The sequence below is a fragment of the Streptomyces sp. NPDC057280 genome, assembly GCF_042668605.1.
In the GTDB taxonomy this organism is placed as follows: domain Bacteria; phylum Actinomycetota; class Actinomycetes; order Streptomycetales; family Streptomycetaceae; genus Streptomyces.
This window is the reverse complement of record NZ_JBHUYR010000009.1, coordinates 128,551-140,940: the sequence shown is the minus strand read 5'-3', so window position 1 is coordinate 140,940 and position 12,390 is coordinate 128,551. Positions and strand designations below refer to the sequence as shown.

Annotated in this window: 13 protein-coding genes; 5 read left to right on the top strand and 8 right to left on the bottom strand. The window is 70.7% G+C overall.

Annotated elements, in window-relative coordinates; genetic code table 11:
- Window positions 1-2 precede the first annotated feature (2 nt).
- From ACFUO4_RS36850 to ACFUO4_RS36840, 3 genes are all read left to right on the top strand, one after another.
- Window positions 3-362, top strand: coding sequence for a hypothetical protein (locus tag ACFUO4_RS36850; protein WP_383493127.1), 360 nt, complete (start codon window positions 3-5; stop codon window positions 360-362).
- A gap of 21 nt (window positions 363-383) precedes the next feature.
- A complete protein-coding gene (locus ACFUO4_RS36845) occupies window positions 384-1,313 on the top strand; it encodes a 5'-3' exonuclease (RefSeq protein WP_257041901.1) in 930 nt (309 codons plus the stop codon).
- Between the two features lie 148 nt (window positions 1,314-1,461).
- A complete protein-coding gene (locus tag ACFUO4_RS36840) occupies window positions 1,462-2,304 on the top strand; it encodes a siderophore-interacting protein (RefSeq protein ID WP_079309901.1) in 843 nt (280 codons plus the stop codon).
- A 110-nt stretch (window positions 2,305-2,414) separates the two neighbouring features.
- Here ACFUO4_RS36840 and ACFUO4_RS36835 read toward each other — a convergent pair whose 3' ends face one another.
- From ACFUO4_RS36835 to ACFUO4_RS36825, 3 genes are all read right to left on the bottom strand, one after another.
- Window positions 2,415-3,191: an ABC transporter permease gene (locus ACFUO4_RS36835; protein ID WP_383493123.1), complete on the bottom strand. Its 777-nt coding sequence runs from the start codon at window positions 3,189-3,191 to the stop codon at window positions 2,415-2,417.
- Complete coding sequence (locus tag ACFUO4_RS36830; protein WP_383493120.1) at window positions 3,188-4,186, bottom strand: ATP-binding cassette domain-containing protein; 999 nt, start codon at window positions 4,184-4,186, stop codon at window positions 3,188-3,190. The genes ACFUO4_RS36835 and ACFUO4_RS36830 overlap by 4 nt, the downstream gene beginning before the upstream one ends.
- Before the next feature lie 187 nt (window positions 4,187-4,373).
- Window positions 4,374-4,964 carry a PadR family transcriptional regulator gene (locus ACFUO4_RS36825; RefSeq protein WP_383493117.1) on the bottom strand — a complete coding sequence of 197 codons (591 nt, stop codon included), beginning with the start codon at window positions 4,962-4,964 and terminating at the stop codon, window positions 4,374-4,376.
- Between the two features lie 226 nt (window positions 4,965-5,190).
- Here ACFUO4_RS36825 and ACFUO4_RS36820 point away from each other — a divergent pair, with 226 nt between their 5' ends.
- Together ACFUO4_RS36820 and ACFUO4_RS36815 are read left to right on the top strand one after the other, a co-directional pair.
- Window positions 5,191-6,732 carry an amino acid permease gene (locus ACFUO4_RS36820; protein ID WP_079309898.1) on the top strand — a complete coding sequence of 514 codons (1,542 nt, stop codon included), beginning with the start codon at window positions 5,191-5,193 and terminating at the stop codon, window positions 6,730-6,732.
- Between the two features lie 19 nt (window positions 6,733-6,751).
- Entirely contained in the window at window positions 6,752-7,699 is a 948-nt protein-coding gene (locus ACFUO4_RS36815; protein WP_383493114.1) for an RluA family pseudouridine synthase, read from the top strand.
- Here the strand turns inward: ACFUO4_RS36815 and ACFUO4_RS36810 are convergent.
- From ACFUO4_RS36810 to ACFUO4_RS36790, 5 genes are all read right to left on the bottom strand, one after another.
- The gene (locus ACFUO4_RS36810; protein ID WP_383493111.1) at window positions 7,693-9,189 is read right to left on the bottom strand and encodes a cytochrome P450; all 1,497 of its coding nucleotides are present in this window, start codon (window positions 9,187-9,189) and stop codon (window positions 7,693-7,695) included. The two genes, ACFUO4_RS36815 and ACFUO4_RS36810, sit on opposite strands and share 7 nt — an antisense overlap.
- 73 nt (window positions 9,190-9,262) lie before the next feature.
- Window positions 9,263-9,883: an ATP/GTP-binding protein gene (locus tag ACFUO4_RS36805; protein ID WP_079311571.1), complete on the bottom strand. Its 621-nt coding sequence runs from the start codon at window positions 9,881-9,883 to the stop codon at window positions 9,263-9,265.
- Window positions 9,864-10,271 carry a DUF742 domain-containing protein gene (locus ACFUO4_RS36800; protein WP_079311570.1) on the bottom strand — a complete coding sequence of 136 codons (408 nt, stop codon included), beginning with the start codon at window positions 10,269-10,271 and terminating at the stop codon, window positions 9,864-9,866. Before ACFUO4_RS36800 ends, ACFUO4_RS36805 begins: the two co-directional genes overlap by 20 nt.
- Window positions 10,268-10,675, bottom strand: a complete 408-nt coding sequence (locus ACFUO4_RS36795; protein WP_059196512.1) for a roadblock/LC7 domain-containing protein — start codon at window positions 10,673-10,675, stop codon at window positions 10,268-10,270. The genes ACFUO4_RS36800 and ACFUO4_RS36795 overlap by 4 nt, the downstream gene beginning before the upstream one ends.
- A complete protein-coding gene (locus tag ACFUO4_RS36790; protein ID WP_383493106.1) occupies window positions 10,672-12,255 on the bottom strand; it encodes a sensor histidine kinase in 1,584 nt (527 codons plus the stop codon). The genes ACFUO4_RS36795 and ACFUO4_RS36790 overlap by 4 nt, the downstream gene beginning before the upstream one ends.
- Window positions 12,256-12,390: the final 135 nt, after the last annotated feature.

The following is a 12,390-nucleotide window of genomic DNA, read 5'->3' as shown; positions in this document are numbered from 1 at the left end:
CTGTGGAACGACCGGACGACAGACGCGCATCCGTGCTGCGCTTCGCGACGGAGCTGGTGGCCTGGGTCGCCGCGCCCTGGGCGCTGGCCTCGTACTCCTGGGCGCTCGCGATCCTCGCGGTGGTGGTCCTCATCGGCCTGCCGACCGTGTTCTCCACGCCGGGCGACAAGGCGCAGGTGATCGTCCCGGTGCCCGGCGCGGTGACGATCCTGCTGGTGCTGTTGCAGCTCGTCGCGGCGGTCGTGGCGGCGTGGTGGGCCTGGCCGGCGTGGGTGGCGGTTGTCGTGTCGGTGCTGGCCGCCGCGACGCTCGTCACCGAACAACCGCGCTGGCGCTGGCTGCTGACCCGCGCCGACGGGTGACTGTCGGTGCCGTACGGCATGATGCGAGGCGTGACCGGACGACTGATGCTTCTCGACACCGCCTCGCTCTACTTCCGCGCCTACTTCGGCGTCCCGGAGTCCGTGAAGGCCCCGGACGGCACACCGGTGAACGCCGTGCGCGGGCTGCTGGAGTTCATCGACCGCCTGGTCAAGGACCACCGCCCCGATGAGCTGGTGGCCTGCATGGACGCCGACTGGCGTCCCCAGTGGCGGGTCGACCTGATCCCCTCCTACAAGGCCCACCGCGTCGCGGAGGAGCACGAGGCGGGCCCGGACGAGGAGGAGGTGCCGGACACGCTGTCGCCGCAGGTGCCGGTCATCGAGGCCGTCCTGGACGCACTCGGCATCGCGCGCGTGGGCGTCGCGGGGTACGAGGCGGACGACGTGATCGGCACGTTCACCGGGCGGGCCAAGGGCCCGGTCGACATCGTCACCGGCGACCGCGACCTGTACCAGCTGGTGGACGACGCCCGCGGCATCCGCGTGCTGTACCCGCTCAAGGGCGTGGGCACGCTCCAGCTCACCGACGAGGCGTGGCTGCGCGAGAAGTATGGGGTCGACGGGCGGGGGTACGCGGATCTGGCGCTGCTGCGCGGCGACCCGAGCGACGGTCTGCCGGGGGTGCCCGGCATCGGGGAGAAGACGGCGGCCAAGCTGCTGGCCGAGTTCGGTGACCTGGCCGGGATCATGGCGGCGGTCGACGACCCGAAGGCGAAGCTCACGCCGTCGCAGCGCAAGCGCCTGGATGAGTCCCGGCCGTATGTCGCGGTGGCACCGAAGGTCGTCCGGGTCGCGGACGACGTCCCGCTGCCGGACGTCGACACGACCCTGCCGCGCGGTCCGCGCGACCCGGCGGCGGTGGAGGAGCTGGGCGCCCGTTGGGGCCTGGGCGGCTCGCTGAAGCGGCTGCTGACGACCCTGGCGCCGTAATTCAGCTTCTCCGCTGGGCGAATTAGCTGCTCATCTCAGGGCAATCACACTCTTACCCTTGGCTTAATCTTGGCCTCGGACAAGGGGTGTTAAGCAGGGGGGAGATGCTAACTTAGGTAAGCCTAAGCATGGGAGCAGGGAGGCCGCCATGGCAGAACGACCGGGACGCAAGCCGCGGAAGCCGCATTCCGCGCAGGTCGTCCGCACCGAGCGACTGACCCCGCACATGCAGCGGGTCGTCCTCGGTGGCGAGGGGCTCGCCGAGTTCGCGGCGGACACCTGCACCGACCATTACGTGAAGCTGCTGTTCCCGGCCGGGGGTGCCGTCTACCCCGAGCCCTTCGACGTGGAGCGCATCCGCGAGGAGTTCCCGCGCGAGCAGTGGCCGGTGACCCGGACCTACACGGTCCGGCACTGGGATGCCGAGCACCGCGAGATGACCCTGGACTTCGTGATCCACGGCGACGAGGGCCTCGCCGGCCCGTGGGCGATGCGGGTCCAGCCGGGCGAGACCGTGCACTTCATGGGGCCGGGCGGCGCCTACGCCCCCGACGAGGCCGCCGACTGGCATCTGCTCGTCGGTGACGAGAGCGCGTTGCCCGCGATCGCCCGTTCCCTGGAGGCGCTCCCCGACGGTGTCACCGCGCACGCCTTCGTCGAGGTGGCCGGTCCCGAGGAGGAGCAGAAGATCGACTCCGATGTGGAGGTCGTCTGGCTGCACCGCGGGGACCGCCCGGTCGGCGAGGCGCTGACCGAGGCCGTGCGGGCGCTGGAGTTCCCCGAGGGGCGGGTGCACGCGTTCGTGCACGGCGAGGCGCACTTCGTGAAGGAGCTGCGGCACCTGCTGCGGGTCGAGCGGGAGATCCCCCGCGAGGACCTGTCGATCTCCGGCTACTGGCGGCTCGGCCACAACGAGGACGGCTGGCAGGCCTCGAAGCGGGAGTGGAACGCCCGGATCGAGAGCGAGCAGGAGGGCACGCCGGCGGCGTAGTCCAGCGGTCGGTGGTTTTCGGGAGTTCGGGAGGGCGCCGAGGCGCCCTCCCTCGCCTTTCCCGCCACACCGACCGCTGATACGGCACCAGACCGACCTCTGATACGGCACTACACCGACCGCTGATACGACCTGAACGTCCGTATCGACAGCCACACCGCCGCCACCGCGAGCGCCAGCAGCGCCCCGCCGCGCCCCAGCACCGCCCCCCAGTCCGGGTTCTCCGACAGTGCCGAACGACCGGCCACCATCGCCCAGTTGAGCGGGTTGAAGTCGGCGATGTGCCGCATCCAGGACGGCATCTGACTCGGTGCCATGAAGGCGGAGGACAGGAACGTCAGCGGCAGCAGCAGGAAGGTGTTGATGCCGATGATCGACTCGCGCTCCCGCACCAGCATCCCCAGCGCGTTGGAGAACGCCCCGAAGACGGTGCCGAGCAGGACCGCGGCGAGGACCAGCACCGCGACGCCCGCGATCCCGCCGGGGTAGTCCGCCCCGCCCAGCAGCCCGAGCAGCACGATGACGACCGACTGCAGGGCGGTGACCAGTCCGTTGTTGACGACATTGCCGTTCATCAGCGCGGCCCGGCTGACCGGCGTGGTCAGGAAGCGGTCGAGGGTGCCGCGCTGGATCTCGTCGAGGGTCGTCATCCCGGCCCACATGTTGGAGCTGAGCGCGCTCATCACGACCACGCCGGGGACGAGGTAGTCCAGGTAGGAGGTGGTGCCGAAGCCGCCGAGCTCGACGACGTGGCGGAACAGGCTGCCGAACAGGAACAGCCAGATGACCGGCTGGATCAGCGTGATGATCGCGTAGGCGGGCTGCCGTACGAACACCATGAGCTGACGCTGCGTCATGTACCAGGTCTGGGAGACGGCGGTGCTCATCGCTCACCTCCCGCGAGGACGAGCTCGTCGGTCTGGGTGTAGCGGCGGCCGGTGTACCGGAGGTACACGTCGTCGAGCGAGGGGCGGGAGACGGTCGCGGCGGCGACGCCGACCCCGGCCCGCTCCAGGGCGCCGAGCAGGGCGGGCATCGCGGCCGCCCCGTCGTCGGCGCGGACGCTGGCGCGGTGGCCGTCGACCACCACCTCGTGCACGCCCGGCAGTCCGCCGAGGGCGCCTTTGAGCAGCGTACGGCCGGCCTCGCCGACCGTGGCGCGCAGTTCCAGGTGGACGGCGTCGCCGCGGAGTTCGCCCTTGAGGGCGTCGGGGGTGCCTTCGACGACGACCCGGCCGCGGTCGACGATCGCGACGCGCTCGGCGAGCCGGTCGGCCTCTTCGAGGTAGTGCGTAGTGAGCAGGATGGTCAGCCCCTCCTCGCCGGCGAGCCGGCCGATCTCGTCCCACATCGCGCTGCGGGCCTGCGGATCGAGGCCGGTGGTGGGCTCGTCGAGGAAGAGGACCTCGGGGCGGTGCACCAGCCCGAGGGCCACGTCCAGTCGGCGTCGCATGCCGCCGGAGTAGCCCTTGACCTGGCGGTTCGCGGCGTCGGTGAGGGTGAAGCGGTCGAGCAGTCCGGCCACCCGGCGGTCGAGGTCGGCGCCCTGCAGGCCGTGGAGCCGCCCCTGGAGGCGGAGGTTCTCGCGGCCGGTGGCGCCCGGGTCGGCGCCGGAGTTCTGGGCGACCACGCCGATCGCGCGGCGGACCCGGTCCGGGTGGCGCAGCACGTCATGGCCGGCGACGGTGGCGGAGCCGGAGTCGGGGCGGGCCAGGGTGGTGAGGATCTTGACGGTGGTGGACTTGCCGGCGCCGTTGGGGCCGAGGAGCCCGAAGACCGTGCCGGGTTCGACGGTGAGGTCCATGCCGTTGAGGGCGGTGACGTCACCGGGATAGGTCTTGATCAGTTGACGCGCCTCGACTGCGGGCGCACGGGTGGTCATGGCAGGCGCTCTCCTGGGTGAGCGGATGACAGCTGATCCGCTGGAGGGGCACCGGGCTATCCTGGGTGTGCCGCACCTCGATCGCCTGGATGTGCCTCACGGCGGATTCAGCTCGGGGTTCGAGGCCCTGGCACCGCTGCTGCAACAGCCGTGCCGGGGCCTGTTCTTGTGTGGGTTGCGCTTCAGATCACGTCTCGTGCAGGGCCTTCCACTCCTCGATCCCGGGCAGGGCGCCCGCCTTGAGTTCGTCGAGGAAGCCGCGGACCCACTCGGCCTCCGCCTCCACCATGTGGAGCTGGTACTCGTTCTCCACGAGGAAGAGCCGGGGCAGCGTCTCCGACAGCTTCTCCAGCGCGCCGCGGTCGGCGGCCGCCTTGACCAGCAGGGCTTCGAGCCGCTCCTCCAGCAGGGTCACCACGTCGTCCGGGTGCAGCACGCCGAGCAGCGAGAGCGCGCTCTCGAAGATCGGGTACTCCTTGGCCGGGTAGGCGACCAGGTCCGACATCCACTCGGTGGTCTCCTGACGGCCGGCCGCGGTGATGCCGTACACCGTGCGCTCGGGCCGGTTGCCCTGCCGCTCCACGTCCGTGACCTCGACGAAGCCGTACTTCTCGAGGCTCTGCACGACCGTGTAGAGCGAGCCGTAGTTGATCTTCGTGCTGGAGTCCTTGCCCTGGCGGCGCAGGGTCTGGGCGATCTCGTAGGGATGCATCGGCTTCTGCCACAGCGTCGCCAGCACGGCGAGCGCCAGGGGGTTGCGGAGCTTGCGTCGCCGCATGGGTCCGGCTCACCTCGCATCCTCACCCGCTTCCGAATATCCGTAGCCGAACATATCGCGAGCCGCGACCGACCGTCAATAGACACGATGTATCGCGTTCGGGCGGACCACGCAAGGGCGTGAGGAGTTGGGACCGCCCTCGACATGACGGCGTCATCGGGGCGAAACAGCCTCTCCTTAATTTCTGTCGCCTGACAGGAATACCGCGTCGAAGGCAGGTGCCTCCGTGACGACCACCACCCCGTCCGACGTCCACCCCGACCCACCGCACTCCCCCGACGACCGCTCCCTCGCCGAGTTCGGCTACCGCCAGGAGCTGCACCGCAGCCTCGGCAGATACGCCTCTTTCGCGGCCGGGTTCTCGTTCATCTCCGTCCTGACGACCGTCTTCCAGTTCTTCGCCTTCGGGTACGCCTTCGGCGGCCCCGTCTTCTTCTGGGCCTGGCCCGCCGTGCTGCTCGGGCAGCTGATGGTGGCCGCCTGCTTCGCCGAACTGGCGGCGCGCTATCCGATCTCGGGCGCGATCTACCAGTGGTCGTCCCGGCTGTCGAACCTCACCTTCGGCTGGTTCGCCGGCTGGATCATGGTGATCGGGCAGATCGTGGTGGTCGCGGCGGCGGCCCTGGCCCTGCAGCTGGTGCTCCCGGCGATCTGGTCCGGCTTCCAACTCGTCGGCACCGACCCGGCGGTGACGTCGACGGACGGCGCGGCCAACGCGGCGGTGCTGGGCGTGATCCTGCTGGTGCTGACGACCCTGGTGAACGTCCTGGACAACCGCGTGATGTCGGTCGTCAACCGGGTCGGCGTGACCGCCGAGATCATCGGCGCGGTCCTCATCGTCGTCCTGCTGCTCACACACTCCGAGCGCACCCCGGGCATCACCTTCCACACCGAGGGCGCCGCGCAGAGCGGCCTGTTCGGGGCGCTGCTGGTCGGTTCGTTCACGGCGGCGTACGTGATGATCGGCTTCGACAGCGCGGGCGAGATGAGCGAGGAGACGCACCATCCGCGGCGTACCGCTCCCCGGACGATCCTCACCGCGCTGGGCGCGGCGGGACTGCTCGGCGGGCTGATCGTGCTGGGCGGCCTGCTGGCGGCGCCCAGCCTCTCCGACGGGCACCTCGCGGTGGACGGGCTGAGCTACGTCCTCACCAGCAGCCTGGGCGACGGGGTGGGCAAGGTGCTGCTGGCGGATGTGGTGGTGGCCATCGCGGTGGCGACCCTGGCGATCCAGACGGCGGCCTGCCGGATGCTGTTCTCCATGGCCCGCGACGGCCAGCTGCCCTTCTCGGCACGGCTCGCCCGGGTCAACTCCCGCACCGGCATGCCGACCGCGCCCGCCCTGGTCGTCGGCACCCTCGCCGCCGCCCTGCTCCTGCTGAACTTCGCCTCACCGGACGCGTTCCTGGCCATCGGCACGACCTGCATCGTGATGCTGTACCTGGCGTACGCGATGGTCACCGGCCCGCTCCTGGTCACCCGCCTGCGCGGCCGGTTCACCACCACCGGCACCGACGAGACCGGCGCTCCGCTGTTCTCCCTGGGCCGCTGGGGCGTCCCGGTCAACGCCCTGGCCCTGCTCTACGGCCTGCTCATGGCCGTCAACCTGGCCTGGCCACGGGCGGCGGTGTACGACCCGTCGGGCGGCCACTGGTGGTTCCAGTGGTTCACGGTGCTGTTCCTCGGTGTGACCGTCGCGGCGGGCGTGGCCTACCGGGCGTACAAGGCCCGCACGCCGGTCGCCGCGGAGGCCGTCGTCCCGGCGTGACGATCTACCCTGGCCGGTGATGAGACGCAAGAACCGGATTCCGCCCTCTCCCCTCCCCCAGCGCGAGGGGGTGGACCCGGTGCGCGTGCGGCTGCCCCCCGAGGGGCCGTGGACCACGGTCCGCGAGCACCTCGTGGAGCGGCTCAGCGGGGCGGAGGCCGGGGTCGTGGACGGGATGTTCGCGGCGGGGCAGGTCGTCGACGCGGAGGGCCGGGCCGTACCGCCCGACGCGGAGTACGTCCCCGGCATGTACGTGTGGTTCCACCGGGAGCTGCCGGACGAGCCGGTCGTGCCGTTCCCCCTGACGGTCGTCCACCGGGACGAGCACATCGTCGTCGCCGACAAGCCGCACTTCCTGGCCACCACCCCGCGCGGCAGCCATGTCGCCGAGACCGCGCTCGCCCGGCTGCGCCGGGAGCTGGGCATCCCGACGCTCGGTGCCGCGCACCGGCTCGACCGGCTCACCGCCGGCCTCGTGCTGTTCACGGTGCGTCCCGGGGAACGGGGCGCCTACCAGACCCTGTTCGCCGAGCGGCGGGTCCGCAAGGAGTACGAGGCGGTCGCGCCGTACGATCCCGCGCTCCCCCTTCCCCGGACCGTGCGCAGCCGGATCGTGAAGGAACGCGGGGTGCTGGCCGCCTATGAGGTGGCGGGCGAGCCCAACGCGGTCAGCCGGGTCGAACTCATCGACCACCGAGGCGAGTTGGGTTGGTACCGGCTGCTGCCGGCCACCGGGCAGACCCATCAGCTGCGCGTCCACATGAACGCCCTGGGTCTGCCCATCCTCGGCGATCCGCTGTACCCGGTGGTGGCCGACGCGGTGCCGGCCGGTGACTTCCGGCGACCGCTGCAACTGCTGGCGCGCTCACTGGAGTTCACCGATCCGGTCACAGGGGTGGAGCACCGGTTCCGCAGCGCCGCGACGCTGCAGGCCTGGTCCTCCCACGCCGCCTGGGCCGGTCAGTAACCCCGCCACCACCGCAGGAACCGCCGCCAGGCGCCCATCGGACGCGCGGGCCCGGGCGTGGGCAGGGGCGGCGGCGGTGCCGTGGGCGCGGCCGGCTGGGGCTCCGCCGCCACCGGCGTCGCCGGGGCGGCCGGCTCCGACGGTTCCGTGCCGAGCTGCCACGCCGGCCGCTGCTGCGGCACCGGCGCGTGGCCCGGCTTCTCCATGATGTCCTGCTGCGGCTTGGGCTCGAACCGGACGGGCAGCTCCACCAGATGCCGTGAGGAGATCGACTGCCGCCACTCCAACTCGTCCTCATCGCAGTTGAGTTGGACGTCCGGAAGTCGCATGAGCAGCGCGTCGACACCGGTGTCGGCGATGCCACGGGCGATGTCCTGACCGGGGCACTCGTGCGGGCCGCCGCCGAAGGCGAGGTGGGAGCGGTTGCCCTGCATGTTGGCGTTGAGGTCGGGTCGTACCCGGGGGTCGACGTTGCCCGGCGCGATACCGAACAGCAGGCCGTCGCCCTTGCGGATGCGCTGGCCGCCCAACTCGGTGTCCTGCTTGGCGTAGTAGGCGAAGACGGTGCTGAACGGCGGCTCGTCCCACAGGGACTGCTCGACCGCCTGCGGGACCGTCATCTGACCGCCGTTGAGCCGGGCGCGGAAGCCGGGGTCGGTGAGAACCATGCGGATGACGTTGCCGATGAGGTTGACCGTGGCCTCGTAGGCGGCCATGAGGACGAGCCAGAGGTGGGTGGTGACCTCGTCGTCGGTGAGTTTCGCCGGGTGCAGGACGAGGTGGCTGGCGAAGTCCTCCTCGGGCTCCTTGCGGCGGCGTTCGGCGAGCCGCTGGAGGACGCCCATGACGTACCCCTGGCTGGCGTTGGCGGTCTCGGTGCCCTTGAGGAGGTCGCGGGTGGCCTGGACGAGCCGGTCGTTGTACTCGTCCGGCATGCCGAGGATCTCGCAGAGGATGGCCATCGGCAGATGCTCGGCGAACTGGCTCATCAGGTCGGCCCGGCCGGTCTCGCAGAACTCGTTGACCAGGCGCTGGGTGTGCCGGTTGATGTGACGGCGGATGGCGCGGTAGTCGATGGTCGACATGGCGCCGGTGACCGCGCCGCGCAGCCGCAGATGCTCGTCGCCCTCGGCGTAGGAGCAGATGGGCGCCCAGGCGATGTGCGGCATCATCGGGTGGTCGGGCTTGACCATGCCCTCGATCTGCGGGGTCCAGATGCGGCTGTCGCGGCAGAAGTGCGAGGGCGTGCCGACCAGATGGAGGTTCTCGGCGTGGCCGAGGACGATCCACATGGGGACGTCGTCGTGGAGCAGCACGGGCGCCACCGGGCCGTGTTCCTCGCGGAGTTGCTCGTAGAGCCCTTCGAGGTCCTCCGCGTCGGGGCCGTAGAGCCGGCGCAGCCCCCCGGGGCCGCGGCCGTGGGCGGGGCAGCCGGGGGGTGGGCCGGCGAGGGAGCCGGCACCGGTCAGGGAGTGGGGTTCAGGCGTCACTGTGGTCGCTCCGAAATGGATCCGGTTGCAAGGGGGTTGAGGTCGGGGGGCGGCGCCCGTCAGGGGCCGGGCGTCAGGTGAGCGCGCCCGTCATGGCGAGCGAGTGCAGGAAACGCATCAGGGTCATCAGCACGTCGCGGCTGGACGCCCGGCGGCGTGCGTCGCACTCCACGATGGGGATCTCCGGGGCCAGGTCGAGGGCGCTGCGCAGGTCCTCGACGGGGTAACGCGGCCCGTCCGGGAAGCTGTTGACGGCGACGACGAAGGGCACGCCGCGCTCCTCCAGCCGCCCTATGACGTCGAAGCTGACCTCCAGTCGGCGGGTGTCGACGAGCACCACCGCGCCGAGCGCGCCTTCGAACAGGCCGTTCCACAGGAACCAGAAGCGTTCCTGGCCCGGGGTGCCGAACAGGTACAGCACGAGCTGGTCGGTGATGCTGATCCGGCCGAAGTCCATGGCGACGGTGGTGGCGGTCTTGGTGTCGGAGCCGAAGTTGTCGTCGACGCCGATACCGGCCTGCGTCATGGTCTCCTCGGTGGTCAGCGGCCTGATCTCGCTGACCGAGCCGACCATCGTCGTCTTGCCGACTCCGAAGCCGCCCACGATCACGATCTTCACCGCGGCCTGGGCCGTGTGCGGCAGATGATCCTCTGTGCGTGGTCCGGGGATGGTGTCAGAGCCTTTGAAGTCCATGCATCACCGCTTCGAGAAGGGAACGGTCGGGGAGCGCCTGCCGGACGATCGGGGCGCGCGCCTGCACCAGTTCGGCCGCCAGCATCTCGGTGAGCAGCACGGTCACCACGCTGAACGGCAGGTTGAGATAGGCCGAGAGCTCGGCCACCGACAGGGGGGCCGTGGTGAGCCGGAGCATCGCCGTCTGCTCGGGCGTCGCGGAGGGCGGTGGGTCGGCGCGCGCCACGATTAAGGTGACGAGGTCGAGGTCGGCGCGTTCGCCGTCCGGTCCCGCGACCACGTAGAGGCGTTCGGGCGGGCGCTTTCCGCCGCCCTCCCCCTCGGGCTTGGGGACCGGTTCGACGAGTTCGGGGCTGGGGTGTCGCCGCTGGCGTTGCGGAGGAGTCATACGGTCTGGCCGTTGCGCCTGGGCGGACTGGTGAGATGGGCCCCGATCCGGACCACCAGGTCGCGCATTCTGTTGCTCATCAGTCCTGGTTCGGCGACCACGTCGGACAGGACGGCGAGGTAGGCGTTGGGGCCGGCGGCCATCAGATAGAAGTAGCCGCCGTTGATCTCGATGAGGACCATCTTCATCCGGCCGTCGCTGCCCGGGATCTCGTGGGCGACGGCACCGGCCAGGCTCTGGAGCCCGGCGCAGGCCGCGGCGACGCGGTCGGCGGCGTCCGGGTCGCCGCCGTGGCGGGCGATGCGCAGGCCGTCGGCGGAGAGCACCACGATCATCTCGATGCCCGGTACGCCATCGGCGAGATCCTTGAGCATCCAGTCGAAGTTGGCGCGCTGCTGGATCACGTGTGGTCCCTCTCGTCGTCGGCCTCGATGCGGGCCGGCTCGGTGGTCTGCTGGGTGAATGCGGTCGGGTCCGGGTCGCCCTTGAGTCCGTTCCAGAACGCCTCGACCCACAGGCCGGGTTCGGGTTCCTTCGTCTCCGGCTCGGGGGCGGGGGCGGGTGTCGACCAGATGGACGGCTTGCCCTCCCGCTCGGCCTTCTCCGCGGCGGCCTGTTCGGCGAGCCGCTGGCTGAGCGGGATCTTGACCCGGCTGCGGCGCTGCGGCAGCCCGCCCGCGGTCCATTCGGTCACCTCGGGGACCTCGTCCGTCATGGACACGGTGGCCGGGATACGGGGGCTGGTGGGGCGGCGCCTCTTGGGTGCGCGCTTGGGACCTTCGAGCGCACCTTCGGTCTTCGGCACGGCACCGGCGCCGATGCCGTGGGCGAGTCCGGGAGCGGGCTCCTCGGTCATCATCTCGCGCGGCACGATGAGCACGGCGCGGACCCCGCCGTACGCCGAACTGCGCAGCGAGACCTGCATGTTGAACTGTGTGCACAGACGTCCTACGACGGCGAGGCCGAGGCGCGGGGTGTCGCCGAGGTCCTGGAGGTCGACGCCGGCCTTGGCCCGCTCCAGCATGCCCTCGGCCTTGTTGCGGGCCTCCTCGCTGAAGCTGACGCCGGCGTCCTCGATCTCGACGGCGACGCCGGTCTGCACCTCGGTCGCGGTGACGTGGACCTTGGTCTGCGGCGGCGAGTAGCGGGTGGCGTTGTCCATGAGTTCCGCGACGGCGTGGATGACCGGTTCGACGGAGATGCCGCGGATGTTGACCTGGGCGATGGAGTCCAGCTTGATGCGGCGGTACTCGAGGATGCGGGACATGCCGCCGCGCAGCACGCTGTACAGCGGGACGGGGTCGGGCCACTGGCGGCCGGGGCGGCCGCCGCCGAGCACGGAGATGGAGTCGGCGAGGCGGCCGATCAGCGCGGTGCCGTGGTCGATGCGCAGGAGGTCGTCGAAGACCTCGGGGTTGCGGCCGTGATCCTCCTCCATCTCCCGCAGTTCGTTGTTCTGCTGGTGGACGATGGCCTGGACGCGGCGGGCGATGCTGACGAAGTTGCGCTGTGCGGAGTCGCGCAGGGCTTCCTCGCTGTCGATGATGTCGAGGACCGTCTTGAGCACCTTCACCTGCGACTCGGGGAGTTCGCGGTAGGAGGGGTCGATGTCGCCGATGCGGCGAATCACCTCACCGGGGGAATTTCCGGATCGCAACCGGTGGATCGCGTTGGGCACGATCTCCTTGGCGAAGCGGACGAGCTCGGCCTCGTGGGCGGCGACCCGGCGTTCCAGATACGCAGTGTGACGGGCGTGTTCGGCGCGCAGGTCACGCAGGGCCCGGCCGCGACGTACCGCTTCGGCCGCCACCGCGAGCACCAGGAGCATGGCGACGCCGCCGCACCAGCCGACGGCCGTACGGGCGGGCTCCGACACGGCGGCGGCTGCGGCTCCGGTCGCCGCGGCCATCAGTATCGCGGGCAGCAACAGCACGCGCGCGTAGGGAAGTTCACGGCGTCCGGGTGGGGATTGAACACTCACCATGTAGGCCCTCTGAAACATATCGGCTGGGAGGCGCATATTTAGGGAACAAGCGCCCGAATACATCTCAACTCGGTGCGCTGCGGGCGAGCTTAGTCCGACCGGATCATCGCCGTGTCATATTCAGCAAGCACCTGA